General features: G+C 69.8%; 18 protein-coding genes. 9 read left to right on the top strand and 9 right to left on the bottom strand.

Features of this window, described 5'->3' with window-relative positions; all coding sequences use genetic code 11:
- Positions 1–60 precede the first annotated feature (60 nt).
- The 5 genes from AB0J55_RS35445 (at position 61) to AB0J55_RS35425 (ending at position 4,434) form a co-directional block, all read left to right on the top strand.
- Positions 61–885, top strand: coding sequence for a phospholipid scramblase-related protein (locus AB0J55_RS35445; RefSeq protein WP_364258784.1), 825 nt, complete (start codon positions 61–63; stop codon positions 883–885).
- Positions 886–989: 104 nt separating this feature from the next.
- Entirely contained in the window at positions 990–2,033 is a 1,044-nt protein-coding gene (locus AB0J55_RS35440) for an MBL fold metallo-hydrolase (protein WP_364258781.1), read from the top strand.
- A gap of 78 nt (positions 2,034–2,111) precedes the next feature.
- Entirely contained in the window at positions 2,112–2,513 is a 402-nt protein-coding gene (locus AB0J55_RS35435; protein WP_364258778.1) for a GNAT family N-acetyltransferase, read from the top strand.
- Between the two features lie 10 nt (positions 2,514–2,523).
- Positions 2,524–2,976 (top strand): GNAT family N-acetyltransferase, encoded by a 453-nt coding sequence (locus AB0J55_RS35430; protein ID WP_364258775.1) that lies wholly within the window; start codon positions 2,524–2,526, stop codon positions 2,974–2,976.
- Positions 2,977–3,231: 255 nt separating this feature from the next.
- The gene (locus AB0J55_RS35425; RefSeq protein WP_364258772.1) at positions 3,232–4,434 is read left to right on the top strand and encodes a DUF222 domain-containing protein; all 1,203 of its coding nucleotides are present in this window, start codon (positions 3,232–3,234) and stop codon (positions 4,432–4,434) included.
- 7 nt (positions 4,435–4,441) lie between these two features.
- Here the strand turns inward: AB0J55_RS35425 and mnmA are convergent, their stop codons facing one another.
- From mnmA to AB0J55_RS35405, 4 genes are all read right to left on the bottom strand, one after another.
- Positions 4,442–5,533, bottom strand: a complete 1,092-nt coding sequence (gene mnmA, locus AB0J55_RS35420; protein WP_364258769.1) for a tRNA 2-thiouridine(34) synthase MnmA — start codon at positions 5,531–5,533, stop codon at positions 4,442–4,444.
- 4 nt (positions 5,534–5,537) lie between these two features.
- Positions 5,538–6,737, bottom strand: a complete 1,200-nt coding sequence (locus AB0J55_RS35415; protein ID WP_364258766.1) for a cysteine desulfurase family protein — start codon at positions 6,735–6,737, stop codon at positions 5,538–5,540.
- A gap of 64 nt (positions 6,738–6,801) precedes the next feature.
- A complete protein-coding gene (locus tag AB0J55_RS35410) occupies positions 6,802–8,169 on the bottom strand; it encodes an MFS transporter (protein ID WP_364258763.1) in 1,368 nt (455 codons plus the stop codon).
- Positions 8,170–8,213: 44 nt separating this feature from the next.
- Positions 8,214–9,497 (bottom strand): response regulator transcription factor, encoded by a 1,284-nt coding sequence (locus tag AB0J55_RS35405; RefSeq protein WP_364258760.1) that lies wholly within the window; start codon positions 9,495–9,497, stop codon positions 8,214–8,216.
- Between the two features lie 151 nt (positions 9,498–9,648).
- Between AB0J55_RS35405 and AB0J55_RS35400 the strand changes: the two genes are divergently transcribed.
- Positions 9,649–10,551, top strand: a complete 903-nt coding sequence (locus AB0J55_RS35400) for an NADP-dependent oxidoreductase (RefSeq protein ID WP_364258758.1) — start codon at positions 9,649–9,651, stop codon at positions 10,549–10,551.
- A 196-nt stretch (positions 10,552–10,747) separates the two neighbouring features.
- Here the strand turns inward: AB0J55_RS35400 and AB0J55_RS35395 are convergent, their stop codons facing one another.
- The 4 genes from AB0J55_RS35395 to AB0J55_RS35380 all read right to left on the bottom strand — a co-directional run bounded on the left by AB0J55_RS35395 (position 10,748) and on the right by AB0J55_RS35380 (position 14,343).
- Positions 10,748–11,632 carry a lysophospholipid acyltransferase family protein gene (locus tag AB0J55_RS35395; RefSeq protein WP_364258755.1) on the bottom strand — a complete coding sequence of 295 codons (885 nt, stop codon included), beginning with the start codon at positions 11,630–11,632 and terminating at the stop codon, positions 10,748–10,750.
- Positions 11,629–12,411 (bottom strand): GNAT family N-acyltransferase, encoded by a 783-nt coding sequence (locus tag AB0J55_RS35390; protein WP_364258752.1) that lies wholly within the window; start codon positions 12,409–12,411, stop codon positions 11,629–11,631. Before AB0J55_RS35390 ends, AB0J55_RS35395 begins: the two co-directional genes overlap by 4 nt.
- Before the next feature lie 157 nt (positions 12,412–12,568).
- Positions 12,569–13,528 (bottom strand): electron transfer flavoprotein subunit alpha/FixB family protein, encoded by a 960-nt coding sequence (locus AB0J55_RS35385; protein ID WP_364258750.1) that lies wholly within the window; start codon positions 13,526–13,528, stop codon positions 12,569–12,571.
- Between the two features lie 29 nt (positions 13,529–13,557).
- Complete coding sequence (locus tag AB0J55_RS35380) at positions 13,558–14,343, bottom strand: electron transfer flavoprotein subunit beta/FixA family protein (protein ID WP_364258747.1); 786 nt, start codon at positions 14,341–14,343, stop codon at positions 13,558–13,560.
- A 243-nt stretch (positions 14,344–14,586) separates the two neighbouring features.
- On the opposite strand from AB0J55_RS35380, the gene AB0J55_RS35375 reads away from it, so the two are divergent.
- Positions 14,587–15,435 (top strand): DegV family protein, encoded by an 849-nt coding sequence (locus tag AB0J55_RS35375; RefSeq protein WP_364258744.1) that lies wholly within the window; start codon positions 14,587–14,589, stop codon positions 15,433–15,435.
- Here the strand turns inward: AB0J55_RS35375 and AB0J55_RS35370 are convergent.
- Entirely contained in the window at positions 15,413–15,838 is a 426-nt protein-coding gene (locus tag AB0J55_RS35370; RefSeq protein ID WP_364258741.1) for a hypothetical protein, read from the bottom strand. The two genes, AB0J55_RS35375 and AB0J55_RS35370, sit on opposite strands and share 23 nt — an antisense overlap.
- Before the next feature lie 52 nt (positions 15,839–15,890).
- On the opposite strand from AB0J55_RS35370, the gene AB0J55_RS35365 reads away from it, so the two are divergent.
- A complete protein-coding gene (locus AB0J55_RS35365) occupies positions 15,891–16,664 on the top strand; it encodes a class I SAM-dependent methyltransferase (protein ID WP_364258738.1) in 774 nt (257 codons plus the stop codon).
- Positions 16,661–18,166 carry a glycoside hydrolase family 57 protein gene (locus AB0J55_RS35360; RefSeq protein WP_364258735.1) on the top strand — a complete coding sequence of 502 codons (1,506 nt, stop codon included), beginning with the start codon at positions 16,661–16,663 and terminating at the stop codon, positions 18,164–18,166. Before AB0J55_RS35365 ends, AB0J55_RS35360 begins: the two co-directional genes overlap by 4 nt.
- The last annotated feature ends 6 nt before the right edge of the window (positions 18,167–18,172 follow it).

Raw genomic sequence — 18,172 nt, 5'->3', positions numbered from 1 at the left:
TTCACCGCATATCCGTTGGGCGACACCATGAGCGGGTTCGCACCGATAGGCTGACCGGCCATGACGAGTTCGCCACCGCAGCCGGGCTGGTACCCGGACGCGCGGGACCCCCGTCTGCATCGTTGGTGGGACGGCCAGGCCTGGACCGCCGACACCCGGCCCGCCTACCAGGCCCCGCCGCCGAGCGATTCCGAGCCGATCGAGCTGGACATCGAACGCGCCCACGACCCGGCCCGGATCCAGAACCAGGTCCACCGGGCGACACGCGGCCGAGGCGGCGCGCACAGCGGGGGCGGGACGCTGTTCACCGAGCCGGTCCTGGTGGTCAACCAGCGTGCGAAGCTGATCGAGATGGCCAACGAGTTCGGCGTCTTCGACCAGAACGGCAACCGGCTCGGCGGAGTCGTCGAGGTGGGCCAGAGCACGCTCAAGAAGGCGATCCGGCTCCTGACCAACTACGACCAGTACCTGACGCACAAGTTCGAGGTCCGCGACGCCAACCACAGCACCGTGCTCAAGGTGACCCGGCCGGCGAAGGTGTTCAAGTCGCGGTTCCTAGTCACCAGGGCCGACGAGACCCCGATCGGCGAGATCGTCCAGGAGAACGTCTTCGGGAAGATCCGGTTCGGCTTCATCGTCGACGGCCGGCCGGTCGGCGGGATCTTCGCGGAGAACTGGCGCGCCTGGAACTTCTCGATCCGCGACCACGCCGGCACCGAGGTCGCCCGGGTGACCAAGACCTGGGGCGGATTCCTCAAAGCAGCCTTCACCACGGCAGACAATTACGTCGTGGAGATCCCGAGCCCGCTGGCGGACCCGCTCGCCAGCATGGTGGTCGCTGCGGCCCTGACGATCGACACGGCCCTGAAGCAGGACACCGACTGATCGAGTGACCGGCGTCTCAGCCTCGCCCGGTGGACAGCGGGCCCGGCACGGCCCAGTGTGAAGAAAGGCCGGGACACCGCAGTCTCGCCGGGACGGAGGTCACCGTGGAACCGTTGCCGGAAAGCAGCGACAGGAACTGGACCGAGCCCGGAATCTACGCGGTCTCCGACGGCGTCTACCGCATCCCGTTGCCCCTGCCCAACGACGCCCTGCGCGCGGTCAACGTCTACGCGGTCACCGACGGCGAGAAGCTGGTCCTGGTCGACTCGGGCTGGGCCCTGACGGTGGCTCGCCAACAGCTCGCGGCCGCCCTCGGCGGGATCGGCGCCGAACTGGCCGACGTCAGCGAGTTCCTCGTCACCCACGTGCATCGCGACCACTATTCGCAGGCCGTGGTCCTCCGTCGCGAGTTCGGTTCGAAGATCGCCCTCGGCCAGGACGAGGAGCCATCGCTCAAGGCATCGGGCAATCCCGACCGGCTGCCGATGGAGGCTCAGGTCGACCTCTTGTTCCAAGCCGGAGCGAGCGAGGTCGTGGAAGCGCTGGCCCGGGAATTCGGCACGGATCGCCGGCACACCGAAGCCCACCTCTGGGAAGCACCTGACGAATGGCTGACACCGGGCCCCCGGCCAATCCTGCCCGGACGTGAGTTCGACGTCGTCGCCACTCCGGGACACACGGCCGGGCACGTCGTCTTCGTCGACGACACCGCCGGCCTGCTGTTCTCCGGTGACCACGTGCTGCCGCACATCACGCCCTCGATCGGGTTCCAACCCGTCCCGGCCGAGTTGCCGCTCAACGACTTCATCGGCTCTCTTCGCCTGGTGCGTGCCATGCCGGACCGCCGCATGCTTCCCGCGCACGGCCCCGTGTCCGAAAGCGTGCACACGCGGGTCGACGAACTGCTGGAACACCACCGGCAGCGCCTCGAGACAATAGGCGCCCAAATCGCCGCTGGCGCGACCAGTGCCTACGAAGCAGCGCACCGGATCGGGTGGACCCGCCGCAACCGCACACTGTCCGAAATGGACTCGTTCAACCAGATGCTCGCAGTGCTCGAAACCGCAGCGCACCTCGACCTCCTGGTGTCACAGGGCAAACTGACCGCCCAAGTCGCCGACGGAGTCCGGCGATACACCCTGCCTTGACGAACTCGCGGCGAGCACGGCGGGTAGCCGCCTCATAGCAGTTATGTCCGTCAGCCGGCCTCCTGCATACTGGGTTAAATGGATGTCATCAGACGCGCCCGAGCCACGGACATCGAGGCGCTCGTGCGCCTGTTCGGCGCATCGGGCGAACCGCTGGCAGCCGCGTTCCGGGAGCTGACGAACGACCCGCACGTCACGCTGGTCGTAGCGGAGGACGACAACGGCGTTGCCGGCACCGCCCAGCTGACGATGCTGCGAGGCCTCGCCTGGGACGGCGCGCCTCGCGGGCTGCTCGAAGGCATACGCGCCGCCCGGCGTGGGGTGACGAGCGCGCTTCTGACCTGGGGCATCGACGAAGCCCGGCGACGCGGATGCACCCGCATCCACCTCGACTCCGGCCTCAACCGCGGCGACCTGCGAGACTTCTACGCGCGCTTCGGATTCGAGTACAGCTACCAAGGATTCACCCGCGTCCTGTGATACTGACGCCGTGGCCGACTACACCATCCGCAGGGCGCAGCGTGACGACGTCGGCGCGATCGTGCGAATGCTGGCTGACGACCAGCTTGGCGCCACCCGGGACGATCCCCGCGACCTCGATCCGTACCTGCGCGCTTTCGACGAGATTGATGCCGATCCGAATCAGTATCTGGTAGTCGTCGTGTCAGACGGCGAGCCAGTCGGCACTCTGCAGCTGACGATCATCCCCGGCTTGGCCAGGCGCGGCGCACTTCGCGGTCAGATCGAAGCCGTGCGGATCCACGCCGACCATCGCGGCTCCGGGCTGGGCGCCGACCTCGTGCGCTGGGCGATCGACGAGTCGCGACGGCGCGGGTGCGCACTCGTGCAGCTCACCTCGGACGTCTCCAGAACGGACGCGCATCGGTTTTACGAGCGTATCGGATTCGTCCCTAGCCACACGGGATTCAAGCTCAAGTTCTGAACAATGAAGCCCACGACCAAGTTTCAACTGTCCACTTCGGATATTCCTCCTTCCGGGTGATCGACACGGACGTTCACGCACACGCGACGATCCCGAAACGATCGCGATAAGTCAAGCAAACGGCGCGAATGGACCGTTCGCGCCCTTTCGCTGACTTTCGTCCTGCGCTGTCGTACGGTCGGACCCATGACGTCTTCACAGCCAGTCCACCAACTCGTTCCTTCTACTGCTCCGGGAGCTGACAACGAACTTCCGTTGAGTCTGCGATCGTTCCGTGCCGACCCGAACTCGTTGCAGCAGATGGAAGACGGCCAGGTCGTCGATCTGATCCGTGATGCCGAAGCGGAGATCTCGAAGCTGCAAGCACTGCAGCTAAGAGCGATCGCGGATCTGAGCGTGCGCCGGAGACGGGCGCCCAGCGCGTCATCTGAAGTCGCGTTGGCCCTGTCCATAACGGAACACCGCGCCAGCGCCATCGTTTCCGCGGCCAACGCGTTGATCGCCCGGCTTCCCCGCATGCTCCACCTCATGGACGACGGTCGGCTCGACCTCTATCGCGCCATGAAGGTCACCGATGCAACGTCATGGCTGTCGGGAGATCACGTACGGGTCGTCGACGCGACGCTCGAGGACCGGGTTCCGGGACGCAATGCAACTCAGGTGCGCCGGGCCGCGGCCTACGCGGCGGCGAAGGTCGACCCCGAGGGCGCGGCGCTCCGGACCGAGCGAAAGCTCGTCGAGCGGCGGTTCTCCCTGCACCACCAGGACACCGGCGTGACCAACGTGTCGGTCAACAACGTACCGACCGAAAAGGCAACCGCCGCCTATGCCCGCATCGACCAGGCCGCCCGAGCGTTGAAGACCGCGGACGAGCCGCGAACGCTGGATCAGCTCCGAGCGGACGTCGCCATCGATCTGCTGCTCAGCGGCACCGGTGGTCCGGGCGCGCGCACCGAAGTCTTCCTGCACATCGACCTGGCCACCTACCTCGGCCTAGGCCAGTCTCCGGCGATGTTGGCCGGCCGTGGACCTATCGCGGCCGCGGTGGCGCGCCACATCATCAGCGGCGCCGACACGACGCTGCGACGCGTGCTCACCGACCCACGAACAGGTCAGGCGATCGAACTGTCTCCGAACCGCTACCCGGTTCAGCAAGACGAGTTCATTCGCGTCCGCGACCAGGAGTGCCGTCAACCCGGGTGCACTCGTCCCGCGCAGAACTGCGGGATCGAAGCGACTCGCACGAAGGGTGAGACCGAAGGGGCTGCCGACCAGCCGGTCACGTACTGCGCGCGACACCGCAAGCTGAAGGGACAGCCTGGCTGGGACTTCGAAGTCACCTCGGACGGCACCGTTAACGTCGCGACTCCGGCCGGGCATGTCCATTCGACTACACCACCGTCGGTGCACCCGGTCCGCCAACGGGTGCACCGATTCTGGAAGAGGCCAGGAAAGTAGCCGACGGTCAGCGAGTGCCGGAGATCTTCGCGCTGCCCAGGACGACGTCTCCGCCTTCAGAATCGGGGCGGTAGAGGACAACGACCTGGCCAGGTGCAACTCCCCGCAGAGGCTCGCGCAAATGCACAGTCATGGTGTCGGCATCCACCTCGGCAACCGCGTCCACGATGCCTCCGTGGGCCCGCACCTGGATCACGCACTCGGTGGGTTCGGTCAGCGGCCGGCCGCTGGGCCAGATCGCCCGGTCAGCCTCGATCACCTTGACGCCGAGCCCAGCCACGGAGCCGACCTTGACGGACCCGGACACCGGCTCGAGTGAAAGGACATACCGAGGGCGGCCGTCCGGGGCAGGAGCATCGATCCCGAGCCCCTTGCGCTGCCCGACCGTGAATCCGTGCACGCCGGTGTGCCGGCCTAGGACCGCACCCGTCTCCGCGTCTACGAGCTCGCCCGGACGCTGCCCCAGCCGGTTCTCCAAGAACTTCTTGGTGTCGCCGTCCGGGATGAAGCAGATGTCGTGGCTGTCCGGCTTGTTGGCAACGGAGAGGCCTCGTCGCTCGGCTTCGGCCCGAACGTCCGTCTTCCAGGAGTCGCCGAGGGGGAACATGGCGTGCCTGAGCTGCTCCGCGGTCAACGAGGCGAGGACGTACGACTGGTCCTTGCCGCTGTCCGCGCTACGGCGCAACTCCGGCACACCATCCTCCACGGAGAGGCGCGCATAATGGCCGGTCGCGACCGCGTCGAAGCCCAGTGCCATCGCCTTCTCGAGAAGCGCCTCGAACTTAATCTTCTCGTTGCAGGTGACACATGGATTGGGCGTACGTCCGGCGGCGTATTCGCCGACGAAGGTCTCGACGACCTCTTCGGTGAAGCGCTCGGCGAAATCCCAGATGTAGAACGGGATTCCGAGGATGTCCGCGGCTCGCCGGGCGTCGTGTGAGTCTTCGATCGTGCAGCAGCCGCGCGAGCCGGTACGCAATGTTCCCGGCTTGGCCGACAGGGCCAGGTGCACACCGACGACGTCGTGCCCGGCGTCGACCGCGCGCGCCGCGGCCACCGCCGAATCCACTCCTCCGCTCATCGCGGCCAAAACCCGCATTGCCTTACACCTCTTGCTTCTGAGTCTGCTTGCGCATTCCGGCGAGGCCGGCCTGCCGGGCGCGCATCACGACGCCGCCGATCTCCGCGGCGACCGCCTCGACGTCCGCGGCAGTGGATGTGTGGCCAAGGGAGAATCGAAGTGAACCGCGGGCAGCTGCCGGATCGGCTCCCATGGCGAGCAGCACGTGGCTGGGCTGGGCGACGCCTGCAGTGCAGGCAGACCCCGTCGAACATTCGATGCCCTTGGCGTCGAGCAACATCAGGAGACTGTCGCCGGCGCACCCCGGGAATGTGAAGTGGGCGTGGCTGGGCAGCCTTTCACCGTCTCCACCGTTGAGGAGAACGTCCGGTACCTCGCGCCGAATGGCCTCGACAAGGCCATCCCGTAGTTCCTCGACTCGCTTCGCATATTCAGCTCGGGTTGCGACGCTGATCCGGACCGCAGCCGCGAAACCCGCGATCGCCGGGACGTCCAGGGTGCCGGAACGGACGCTGCGTTCCTGGCCGCCGCCGTGCAGCAGGGGCACACACGGAGTGTCGCGGCCGAGGAGAAGGGCTCCCACTCCGAAGGGGCCTCCGAGCTTGTGGCCGGTCAAGGTGAGGGCCGAGGCGCCGCTGGCCGCGAAGTCGACCGGAACGGCGCCGACCGCCTGGACCGCGTCCGTGTGGAACGGGATGTCGAATTCGGCGCAAACTGCCGCGAGCTCGGCGATCGGGTTGATCGTGCCGACCTCGTTGTTCGCCCACATCACGGTGGCCAAAGCCACCGATTCCGGGTCCTCGACGATGGCTGCTCGGAGGACGTCAGGCGAGACTCGTCCTTGGCTGTCCACGTCCAGCAGGACGACCTCAGCGCCGCTGTGAGTTTCGAGCCATTCGACGGTGTCCAGCACAGCGTGGTGCTCCGCGGCGCCGCACAGGATTCGGCGGCGTTGCTGGTGGTCGTCGTCGTGCCGGGCCCAGAAGATGCCCTTGATCGCGAGATTGTCGCTCTCGGTGCCGCCGCCGGTGAAGATTACTTCGGAGGGGCGGGCGCCCAGCGCGTCCGCGATGGTTTCGCGGGCTTCCTCGACCATGCGGCGGGCCCGGCGGCCCGACGAGTGCAGCGCCGAGGCGTTGCCCACGGTGGACAGCGCCTCGGTCATCGCCGCTATGGCTTCGGGCAACATCGGGGTGGTTGCCGCGTGGTCGAGATAGGTCATCGCCTCTTCAGGGTAGTCCGCTCCAGCGCGTGACGAAGCCCACCCTGGCTCTCGAAGTGGCCTGTCACACCTTCGACGGCCACCGTCCGGTCAAGCGGACGCCCACCAGCGCGAGCGCCACCAAGGCCACTGTGAGCAGGGCCATCGCCGGTGATGGGTCGAGCACCGAGCCGACCAGGCCCAGCAGGACGCCGCCCAAGCCGATGAGCAGCGCCGAGCCGACCCAGTCGGCGAGCTGCATCGCCGAGGTGTTGAATCCGCGCTCGCCTTCGGGTGAGTAGCGGAGCAGGAGGACCGAGATGGCGGGCATTGCGATTCCCATGCCGGCGCCGCCGACCGCGCAGGCCGCGAACGCCACCCAGCCGGGGAACCACGGCTGCGAGACCAGGCCGAAGAAGACGAGGCCCGCTGCGACCAGCCAGAAGCCTGTGCGCAGGGAGGCCTCCCTCGACCAGTTGAGGTACCGGCCCTGCGCCGCCGACGCTGCGGACCAGCCCAAAGCCGTGATTGTCAGCGGGAGGCCGGCGAGAGCCGGGCTGTAGCCGTGGACCGCGCTCATCGTCAGAGGCAGGTACGCCTCCATCCCCGCGTACGCGCCGGCGATCAGGGCGCGGGAGGCGACGACCGTCGGCAGGCCGGGGCGGGCGGTCAACGCTCCCACCGGCAGCAGCGTCCGGAGGGCGTAGGCCAGCGCGATGAGGCCGACCGTGCCGTAGCCGAGCGCGACGAACGACTGGTGCTGGGCCGCCCACGTCAACGCTGCGACGCCCAGCGCGGCGATGATCGCCTGGGGCACGCTTGCCCGCCGTCCGTCCGGTGCCGGTGCGTGGGCCGGTAGGCGGCGGACGACCACCGCCAGCATGAGGACGCCGATGGCCACCAGGGGGACCAGGCCGAGGAAGACCCAGCGCCAGCCGATGCTGACCGTCACCACTCCGGCCACCGAAGGGCCGATCACCGCCGGGAGGACCCAGGCTGCGGCGTTCGCCGCGTAGATGACCGGGCGTTCGTGGTCGGTGAATGTCAACGCGATCAGGAGGGAGACCGAGACCAGGAGCAGTCCCGAGCCGAAGCCCTGGAGGGCGCGGCCGAGGAGGAACGTCGGCATTCCGGTTGCCGTTCCCGCGACCACGAGGCCGGCCGCGAACAGCAACGGCCCTGCGAGCAGGGCCGGCGCCGGGCCTCGGCGGTCGCCGATCCGGCCTGACAGCACCGTGGCGACCACGCTGGAAATCAGGAAGATCGTGAACGGCCACGAATAGAGCGACAACCCGTGGAGGTCCGCCACGAGGGTCGGCATCGCCGTCGCCACGCCCATGCTTTCGAACGCGACCAACGTGACCACCAGCAGCAGCGCGATCGTGGTCAGCCGGTGTTCCGCGCTCCAGAGCACGCTGCGGCGACGGGGTGTCGAGTCGGTCGTCGAGGCCATGATCAGCAGCGTGCAACCTCCAGTCCGCTGGAGGTCAAGGCGGTTCAGGCGGACCGGTGGGCCACCGGTTCCAGTGGCAGGTCGCGGGCGAGCGCGGCCGCCTCGCCGCGGGAGCTCACGTCCAGCTTGTCGAGGATGTTGCGGACGTGGAACTTGACCGTGTGCTCGCTCAGCTGCAGCTGCTCGGCGATCTGCCGGTTGCGCAGGCCCTGCGAGATACCCGACAGCACCTCGAGTTCACGCGGGTTGAGCCGGTCGAGCGGGCGCAGGTCCGGCGGCTCGGCCACGCCGAGCGGGAGGACCGCGGTGACCGTCGTGCCCCAGCCCGGCACCGCGTCGACCTCCCAGTCGCCGCCGAGGGCTGTGAGGCGCTCGGTCAGGCGGCGGGGCGGGACCGCGTCCGCTACCTCCGGGGCGTCGTCGCGGACCGTGATCCGCAGCAGCGATCCGTCCACGCGCCAGGACGCCCGCAGGCGTGTGGTCGTGGGGCGGTCCAAGGCGCCGAGCACGAGGCCGCGGGTCAGGGTCCGGGCCGTGTGGGCGATGTCCTGCGGGAGGGACGCCTCGCCGACGGGTGCGGGCAGGTCGACGTCGACTTCCGTGTGCCAGACCAGGTCGGCCAGCTGGGTCTTGAGGACCTCGAACGCCGCGTCCACCTGCTCCGCGGACAGGACCTCGTCGCGGTCGACGACGCCTTTGAGCTCGAGCAGCGCGGCGGCAGCCACGTCGATCGCGGTGCGACGGGCGACGACGTCGGACAGCCGACCCGAGCGGAGCACCGCCAGGATGGTGGCCAGGGTCGCCGCGTGCGTCTGGCCGAGGTCGGTGATCGCGTGGGCGCGTGCGGAGGCTGCCGCGAGGCTGCCGGCCAGGACGTCCGGGCCGGGGTCCAGCGCGCGCTGTCCCGCGTCGGTGCTGACGATGTGCCACAGCCGGGCCGCCAGCTCCAGCTCCGCAGCCGGCGGCTCTGCGGCCTCCGGGACCACGGCGAGCACCGCGCCCTGGCCGATGGCCGGTGCCGCAGCGAGCAGGACGAGACGGCGTTCGACGCCGCCGAGCACGGCGTCGATCACCAGGGCCTTGCCCGGCTCGCTGCGGTCGGCCAGCCTCTGCAGCTCGACGCTGGTCACGGCGTGGGTGATCGTTTCGTCGCCGATGACCTTGAGGGGGCTGCGGGGACAGTCGCCCGTCTGCATCGCGACCGCGCGGTGCGGGACCAGCTTGCCCAGTTCGGCGGAAAACCGGCTGAGCAGCTGGGGCCGTGGCGCCGACAGCACCTGCTCGACGACGTCCAGCACGTGTCGCGGATCCGACCAGGAAGCGTCCATGGCGTCCAAGGTAGGCGCGTCCACGATCGGGCGACCTGCTCGTCCGGCTAGTGAACACTGCTCGTCCGGGCGGTTCGCCGGTCCCGCCGGGCGAGTTGACTTCCCGGGGAGGACATTCGAAGGGTCACCGACCAAGGAGCGAGAAACCACCATGCGAGCGATCACCTTCTCCGCGTACGGCGGGCCGGACGTTCTGCAGCTGTCCGAGGTGCCGGTGCCGGAGCCCGGCCCGGGGCAGGTGCGGCTGGCCGTCCGGGCCGCCGGGATCAACCCGATCGACTGGAAGATCCGCTCGGGCGCCATGCAGCAGAACTTCCAGGTCGCTTTCCCGCACACCCCCGGTCTCGAGGTGGCCGGTGTCGTCGACGCCGTCGGCGAGGGCGCGGACTTCGCCGTCGGTGACGAGGTGTTCGGCTGGTCCGAAACCGGCGCCTACGCCGAGTACGCGCTGGCGAAGACCCTCGCGCCGAAGCCCGCGAGCATCTCGTGGGCGGACGCGGCGGCCCTGCCGGTCGCCGGTGAGACAGCGCTTCGCGTCCTCGGGCTGCTCGAGGTCCGCGAAGGGGAAACGCTGCTGATCCACGGCGCCAGTGGCACGGTCGGCCGGTTCGCCGCGCAGGTGGCCGTGGCGCAGGGGGTGACCGTCATCGGCACCGCCGGCAGCCGGAACCTCGACGATCTGAAGTCGCTCGGCGTCGTGCCGGTGCAGTACGGCGACGGCTGGCTGGAGCGGGTCCGGCAGGCCGCGTCCGGGCCGGTGGATGCCGTGTTCGATGCCGCCGGGCACGGTGTGCTGCCCGGTTCGGTCGAATTGCGGGGCACGAAGGACCGGGTCGTCACCATCGCCGACAGTGCGGCCTTCGAGCTGGGCATTCCGTTCTCGAGCGGCGGCGAGCAGTCGCGTGAGGTGCTGACCGGGATCGCCGGCTGGGTGACCGAACGCGGCGTCGGGATCGCGCAGGGCAAGAGCTACCCGCTGGCCGAGGCGGCCGCCGCGCAGGTCGAGAGCGAGGATGGGCACCCGGGCGGGAAGCTCACGCTCGCTGTCGGCTGAATCGGTGACATCGTGAACGGGCCCGGCGCCGGATTCCGGTGACGGGCCTGTTCACGCTTCCGCGCCGGAGCTGCGGACTGCTGACGGCGAATGCCTCGGATCCACGCCGGTCGCCGGGTCTCGGCGGCCGGCTCGTTCGGAACAAGACCACGTCCCAACCCGGGCCTGCCGCCGGATCGCGGCGGCAGGGCCCGGATCACTTCGCGGGAGGCGAAGCCAACGGTGCCGGCGGGCGGCTCGGCGTGCGGCGCTTCCGCTGTGCCGGGATCTGCACCGTGCCCAGCGCGGAGTGGACCGCCGCTTCGGCGAGGGCGGCCAGTTCGCGGCGGTTCTCGGCGCGGCCGGGGGCGATTTCCGGGCAGATGTGGATCTCGAGGACCAGGCCGCGCAGGGCCGCGACCCGGCGCAGGGACGCGATCAGGGACTCCGGGCCGATGAACGCCGGGCGGCTGGTCTCGCGGCCGTCGGCGAGGCGGTAGCGCAACGCGATCGGGCGGACCGGGACGCCGCCGTCGATGGCCGCCTGGAACGTCGCCGTCGTGAAGTGGCCCGAGGCCAGGCCGCACCACGTCGTGCCCTCCGGGGTCACGCTCACCAGTGAGCCCGTCCGGAGTGCGTCGGCCACTGACGCCATCGTGGCCGGCAGGGTCGTCAGCCGTTCGCGGTCCAGGAAGATGCTGCCGCCGCGGCGGACCAGGCCGCCGAGGACCGGCCAGCCCGCGATCTCCTTCTTGGCCAGCGCACGCATCGGGCGCAACGCGTTGATCGCGACGATGTCCAGCCAGGAAATGTGGTTGTTGACCACCAATGCGCCACGGCCGGCCGGCGCGGTCAGGAAGTCGGCGCCGCCGCGGATGTCGAGGCGGATGCCGAACGCGCGGAGCATGCCGCGGAAGATCAGCCGCAGGAGGCGTTCGCGGCCCGGGGCGACCAGGAGCAGGGGCGCGGACAGCAGCGCCGCGAGAACGACGGAGATCGCGGCCGCGAAGCGCAGGACGCGGCGCGGGAGGCCGACCACCGGGTCGTCGGTGGTGAGGCAGCCGTCGCCGCACGGCGACGTCGGCATCCAGGCGTGGCTCATGCCTGAGCTCCGAGGAAGAACTTCAGGTAGCGCTCGTCGACGTTGTGCAGATCGAGCAGGACGAAGAAGTCCGCGACGCCGAAGTCGGCGTCGAGCGCGGGCGGCCCGCAGACCTTGGCGCCGAGGCGGACGTAACCCTTGATCAGCGGCGGCAGCGTCGACCGCGCCGGGCGCTCGATGCCCGAGGCATCCCAGGGGATCAGCGGCGTTACGCGCGTGCCCTCGTCGGAGTAATGCTTGGTGCGCAGGACGTCCCACACGCCGGCGGCGAAGGAGCCGTCGCCGGACAGCGGGACCGAGGCGCAGCCGGCGAGGTAGCGGTGGCCGGAAAGCAGCATGTAGCGGGCGATCCCGGCCCAGACGAGGCTGACGACGGCGCCGCTGCGGTGGTCCGGGTGGACGCAGGACCGGCCGGTCTCGACCAGGGACGGCCGCAGGCCGGCGAGGGCGCTCAGGTCGAATTCGCTGTCGGCGTACAGCTTCCCGGCCTGGGCGGCGCGTTCCGGCGGCAGCATCCGGTAGCAGCCGACGATGTCGCCCGTGTTGTCGTCGCGGACCACGAGGTGGTCGCAGAACTCGTCGAACTCGTCGACGTCGAGACCGGGGCGCGGGGAGTGCAGCCGCGCCCCCATTTCCTCGGCGAAAACCCGGTGCCGCAGTTTCTGCGCGGCGACCACTTCGTCGTTCGCGTGCGCGACGAGAAGCGAGTACCGGGGGGCGTCGGCGGGGAGCTGGGCACCCGCCTGATCAGTGCTGACGAGGAGCTGTGACGTCGTCATGGTCAAGGTGTACCTGCGCGGAGGAAGCCGCGGAGAGTGCGATCCGATGACCGATTAGTGCATGTTCGGTGAATGGCGGGTTCTCAGGCTCTTCTCAGGTCCCGAAAACGCGCGAAGGGCCTTCCGGGAGCTCCCGGAAGGCCCTTCGGACCAGGACTCAGCCCTTGCGCTTCTCGACCGCTTCGGTCAGCTGCGGCGCGACGTTGAACAGGTCCCCGACGATGCCGAAGTCGGCGATCTCGAAGATCGGCGCCTCGGCGTCCTTGTTGACGGCGATGATCGTCTTCGACGTCTGCATGCCGGCGCGGTGCTGGATCGCGCCGGAGATGCCGAGCGCGATGTACAGCTGCGGCGACACGGTCTTGCCGGTCTGGCCCACCTGGAACTGCGCCGGGTAGTAGCCGGAGTCGACCGCGGCACGCGACGCGCCGACAGCCGCGCCGAGGGCGTCGGCCAGCTTCTCGACGACGTCGAACTTCTCCGCCGAGCCGACGCCGCGGCCACCGGAGACCACGATCGAGGCCTCGGTCAGCTCGGGACGATCACCGCCGGTCACCGGCTCGACGCCGGTGATGCGAGTCGCCTTCGCCGCGTCGACGGCGGGGATCTCGACGGTCTCCTCGGCCGCCGCGCCCTCGGCCGGCTCGGCCTCGACCGCGCCCGGGCGGATGGAGACGACCGGCGCGCCCTTGGCGGACTTCGACTTGACGGAGAACGCGCCACCGAAGATGGACTGGTCGATGACACCGTCGCCGTTGACGCCCACGGCGTCGTAGATCAGGCCGGAGCCCAGACGCACGGCCAGGCGGGCGGCGACCTCCTTGCCCTCACCGCTGGCGGTGACGAGCACGGCGGCCGGGGACGCCTGCTGCGCGAGCGCGGCAAGCACGTCCACCTTGGGCGTGACCAGGTAGTTCGCGGCTTCGTCGCCTTCCGCGACATACACCTTGGCGGCGCCGTGCGACGCCAGCGCCTGCTTCGCCTTGGCGGCGGTCCCGGTCGGGCCGACGACGACGGCCGACGGCTCGCCGAGGGCGCGGGCGGCGGTCAGCAGCTCGAGCGTGACCTTCTTGACCTCACCGTCGACGTGGTCGACGAGGACGAGTACTTCAGCCATGGTTCTTGTTCCTCCTCGAAGAGCCGTTGTCAGATGAGCTTCTGGCCGACCAGGTACTCGGCGACCTTGGTGCCGCCGTCGCCCTCGTCCTCGACCTTCTCGCCGGCGGTGCGCGGCGGCTTCGGCGAGGATTCGGTCACGGTGGACCACGCGTTGCCGAGGCCGACCTCGCCCGCGTCGACGCCCAGGTCGGCGATGGTGAACTTCTCGACCGGCTTCTTCTTCGCGGCCATGATGCCCTTGAACGACGGGTAGCGCGGCTCGTTGATCTTCTCGCCGACGCTCACGATCGCGGGCAGGCTCGCCTCGAGGTGGGTGAGGCCGTCTTCGGTCTCGCGGGTGGCCTTGATCGTCGTGCCGTCGACGGTCAGCTCGCGCACGTAGGTGACCTGCGGCAGGCCCAGCAGCTCGGCGAGGATGGCCGGGATGGCGCCACCGCGGCCGTCGGACGACTCGTTGCCGGCGATGACCAGGTCGAAGCCCTCGACCTTGCCGATGGCGGCGGCGAGGACCTTCGCGGTCGCGATCGCGTCGGAGCCGTGCAGCGCCTCGTCGGAGACGTGGATGGCCTTGTCGGCGCCCATCGACAGCGCCTTGCGGATGGCGTCGGTCGCGCGGTCCGGGCCCACCGAGATCACGGTGACCTCGCCCTCGCCGGCTTCCTTGATCTTCAGCGCTTCTTCGACGGCCTTCTCGTTGATCTCGTCGAGCACGGCGTCGGCGGATTCGCGGTCAAGGGTGTGGTCGGACCCGTTGAGCTTCCGCTCCGAGTAGGTGTCCGGTACCTGCTTGACCAGGACGACGATGTTGGTCATGGGTCTGCTTCGACCTCCCGGTTCGTGGCCCGCGGTCGACCACGGGACAGTGCTCTACTGGCCGGTAGATTAGGGCCGATCGGCGTGTAACACCCGCCGAGGTGACGCCTTTCACCTGGATGCGCAATCTATTGGGACGATTGTCCCGGTAGTCGACCGGCTACCCCACCCGAACTGCCGTTCGTCCGATCGGACCAACCACGGCCTACTCGCGGTGGGTGTCAGGCATTAACCTCCCCGACCATGCCCGCGCGCATCGCCGTCATCACCGACTCGAGCTCCTGCTTGCCCGACCTCGTCGCCGCTCGCTGGGCGATCGGGGTCGTCCAGATCCAGATGAGCCTGGGGAACCACCACTACGACGACGAAAACCGTTTCGACCGCGGCGAGGTGATCGACGCGATGAGATCCGGCCGGGTGATCACCACCGCGCCCCCGGATCCGGGGGCTTTCTTCTGGACCTACCAGGAAGCGGCGGCCTCGGGCGCGACCGCGATCGTCAGCATCCACATCTCCGGCCGCATGTCCGACACCGTCCGCGCGGCCCGGGAGGCCGCCCAGCAGGTCCGCATCCCGGTGCACGTCCTCGACAGCCGGACCACCGGCATGAGCCTGGGCTTCGCCGTCGTCTCCGCCGCCCGGGCCGCGGCGGCCGGCGCGGACGCCACCCGCGTCATCGAAGCCGCCGAGCGCCGGTGCACGACGAGCACCGAGTTCATCTACGTCGACACGCTGGAGTACCTGCGCCGCGGCGGCCGGATCGGCGCCGCGCAGGCCATGCTCGGCAGCGCGTTCTCGATCAAGCCGCTGCTCACGGTCAAGGACGGCGAGGTCGCGCCGCTCGCCCGGGTGCCCGGGACGAGGCGCGCGCTGGCGAAGATGGTCGATCTCGCGGTCAAGAAGTCCGGCGGGTTCCGCGCCGACATCGCCGTGACCCGGTTCGGCGCCAGCGACCACGAGCTGGAGATCGGCAGGCAGATCGAACGCCGTGTGCCGGCGATGGTCGAGAGCATGGTCGTCGAGGCGAGCACGGTCATCGGCGCGCACCTCGGCCCCGGCGCGCTCGGCATCACCGTGTCGCCGGTGGGCTGATCCGCCGGCCCGGGATCGCCAGCACCACGAGCGGGACCACGACGCCCAGGGCGGTCGTCGCAACGATCAGCACCTGGTCGATCCGGTCGAAGTGCGCCACGTGGCCGAGGTGGTAGAGGAAGTGCGGCAGGCCGAACAGCAGCCCGGCCGCGCCGGCGAGCCGCGCCACGGCTGTGGTGCCGATCACGGCGGCACCGATCAGGAGCGCGGCGAGGGTCAGGTTGAGGCCGCCGAAGTCGCGCAGGAGGTGCTCGTTGAAGGGCCCGTCCATCGCCACCCAGCCCGTGCGGAAGCCGGGAAAATCCTGGTAGAAGCCGGTCGGCGAGACCAGTGGCCAAGTTCCGACCACGGCCTCGACGAGGCCGAAGACGACGAGCAGTACACGGGTGATGGTCCGTTGCATGACGACGGAACGAGACGGCGGTGCCGGACGTGACACCGCTAGGGTCGCGGAGGTGACCACCCCAGCCACCCGGGCCGAGGCGCTGCACCTGACCGGCGAGCGGACCGTCCCCGGCATCGCCGCCGAGAACTACTGGTTCCGCCGCCACGAAGCCGCGTACCTCGCCCTGCTCCCCCACTGCGCGGACGCGACGGTGCTCGAAGCCGGCTGCGGCGAGGGCTACGGGGCCGGGCTCATCGCCACCACGGCCCGCCGGGTGCTCGCCCTCGACTACGACGTCCCGACCACCGAGCACGTCGCCCGCCGCTACCCCGAGGTCGGCGTCGCGCGGGCGAACCTGGCGTTCCTGCCGCTGCGGGACGCCGTCGTCGACGTCGTGGCGAACTTCCAGGTCATCGAGCACCTGTGGGATCAGGCCGGATTCCTCGCCGAGTGCCACCGGGTTTTGAAGCCGGGTGGCCGGCTTTTGGTCACCACTCCCAACCGGCTGACCTTCACCCCGGACAGTGACACGCCCCTCAACCCCTTCCACACCCGCGAGCTGGCACCGTCCGAACTGGCCGAATTGCTCACCGGTGCCGGGTTCGCCGTCGAAACGCTGCACGGGCTCCACCACGGCGAGGCCGTGCGCGCGCTCGACGAGCGGTACGGCGGTTCGATCATCGACGCCCAGCTCGACGTGGTCATGGGCAAGCTGCCGGGCCAGGCGGTGTGGCCGGAGGCGCTGCTCGCCGACGTCGCCGCGATCGAGGCCACGGGCTTCGACATCCACGGCGACGACCTCGACGCGAGCCTCGACCTGATCGCCGTGGCGGTGCGCCGATGAGCGAAGGGACTTTCTGCCTCGTCGTGCACAGCCACCTGCCGTGGCTGCCGCACCACGGCACCTGGCCGGTCGGCGAGGAATGGCTGTACCAGGCGTGGGCGCACTCCTACCTGCCGATGGTGGAGTTGCTGGAGCGCTTCGCCGACGAAGGTCGCCGAGACGTCCTGACGCTCGGTGTCACGCCGGTGCTGGCCGCGCAGCTCGACGATCCGTACAGCATCCGCGCGTTCCACGAGTGGCTCGGCCACTGGCAGTTGCGCGCGCAGCACGCGTCGACGCTGTGGCACGGCGACCCGCTGCTGCGCGAGCTCGCCGCGGCCGAACACCGGACTGCGGTCCGCGCGGCCGAAGAACTCGGCACGCGCTGGCGGCACGGGTTCTCGCCGATCCTTCGTTCGCTGGTCGACAACTCGACGATCGAGCTGCTCGGCGGCCCGCTCGCCCACCCGTTCCAGCCGCTGCTGGATCCGCGGGTGCGGGAGTTCGCCCTGAACGCCGGTCTCGCCGACACGGCGTTGCGCCTCGGGACGCGGCCCGAGGGGATCTGGGCGCCGGAGTGCGGCTACGCGCCCGGTATGGAAAACGGCTACGCGGCGGCGGGCGTGCGGCGGTTCATGGTCGACGGGCCGTCGCTGCGCGGCGAGACCTGGGCGGCGCGGCCGGTCGGCGACAGCGACGTGGTCGCTTTCGGACGAGACCTCGAAGTCACCTACCGCGTCTGGTCGCCGAAGGCCGGCTACCCCGGCCACGCCGCCTACCGCGACTTCCACACCTGGCAGCACGAGGTCGGGCTCAAGGCGGCGCGGGTCACCGGCAAGACGGTCGAGCCACAGGACAAGGCGCCCTACGATCCGGCGCTCGCCGCCGACGTGCTGGGGACGCACGTCAAGGACTTCGTCGAGACGGTCGTGACGCGGCTTCGCTCGCTGAAGCAGCGACACGGGCGTGAGGCACTCGTGGTCGCCGCGTACGACACGGAACTCTTCGGGCACTGGTGGCACGAAGGACCGGCGTGGCTCGAGGGTGTGCTTCGCGCGCTGCCGGAGGCCGGCGTGCGGGTGACGACGCTGAAGGGCGCGCTGGAAGCCGGGCACGTCGGCGAGCCGATCGACCTGCCGTCGTCGTCGTGGGGTTCGGGCAAGGACTGGCGCGTCTGGGACGGCGAGCAGGTCAAGGACATGGTCGCCGCCAACGCCGGCCTGCAGGAGCGGCTGCTCGACCTCGTCGCCGGTTTGGCGACCACGGCCCGCGACACCGTCGCCGACCAGGCCGTCGCCGAGGCGATGCTGGCGCTGGAGAGCGACTGGGCGTTCATGGTCACGAAGGACTCGGCCGCGGACTACGCGCGTCGTCGCGCGGCGGTCCACACCGAGCGTTTCGACGCGCTGGCCGATTTGCTGCGACGCGGCGACCGCGCGCGGGCGGCTCAGCTGGCCGCGGCCTACCGCGCCGACGACGGACCGTTCGGGCACCTCGACGCCCGGGCGCTGAAGCACGACTGAAGGGAC

The sequence above is a fragment of the Amycolatopsis sp. NPDC049688 genome, assembly GCF_040674975.1.
Lineage (GTDB): Bacteria > Actinomycetota > Actinomycetes > Mycobacteriales > Pseudonocardiaceae > Amycolatopsis.
Note: the sequence above shows the minus strand (reverse complement) of the source record. Positions and strands in the feature narration are given on the sequence as shown.

Coding starts and splice junctions, on each gene's coding strand:
- AB0J55_RS35445 (WP_364258784.1), top strand. CDS start 61: ATGACGAGTTCGCCACCGCAGCCGGGCTGGTACCCGGACGCGCGGGAC.
- AB0J55_RS35435 (WP_364258778.1), top strand. CDS start 2,112: ATGGATGTCATCAGACGCGCCCGAGCCACGGACATCGAGGCGCTCGTG.
- mnmA (WP_364258769.1), bottom strand. CDS start 5,533: ATGCGGGTTTTGGCCGCGATGAGCGGAGGAGTGGATTCGGCGGTGGCC.
- AB0J55_RS35415 (WP_364258766.1), bottom strand. CDS start 6,737: ATGACCTATCTCGACCACGCGGCAACCACCCCGATGTTGCCCGAAGCC.
- AB0J55_RS35410 (WP_364258763.1), bottom strand. CDS start 8,169: ATGGCCTCGACGACCGACTCGACACCCCGTCGCCGCAGCGTGCTCTGG.
- AB0J55_RS35405 (WP_364258760.1), bottom strand. CDS start 9,497: ATGGACGCTTCCTGGTCGGATCCGCGACACGTGCTGGACGTCGTCGAG.
- AB0J55_RS35400 (WP_364258758.1), top strand. CDS start 9,649: ATGCGAGCGATCACCTTCTCCGCGTACGGCGGGCCGGACGTTCTGCAG.
- AB0J55_RS35395 (WP_364258755.1), bottom strand. CDS start 11,632: ATGAGCCACGCCTGGATGCCGACGTCGCCGTGCGGCGACGGCTGCCTC.
- AB0J55_RS35390 (WP_364258752.1), bottom strand. CDS start 12,411: ATGACGACGTCACAGCTCCTCGTCAGCACTGATCAGGCGGGTGCCCAG.
- AB0J55_RS35385 (WP_364258750.1), bottom strand. CDS start 13,528: ATGGCTGAAGTACTCGTCCTCGTCGACCACGTCGACGGTGAGGTCAAG.
- AB0J55_RS35380 (WP_364258747.1), bottom strand. CDS start 14,343: ATGACCAACATCGTCGTCCTGGTCAAGCAGGTACCGGACACCTACTCG.
- AB0J55_RS35375 (WP_364258744.1), top strand. CDS start 14,587: ATGCCCGCGCGCATCGCCGTCATCACCGACTCGAGCTCCTGCTTGCCC.
- AB0J55_RS35370 (WP_364258741.1), bottom strand. CDS start 15,838: ATGCAACGGACCATCACCCGTGTACTGCTCGTCGTCTTCGGCCTCGTC.
- AB0J55_RS35360 (WP_364258735.1), top strand. CDS start 16,661: ATGAGCGAAGGGACTTTCTGCCTCGTCGTGCACAGCCACCTGCCGTGG.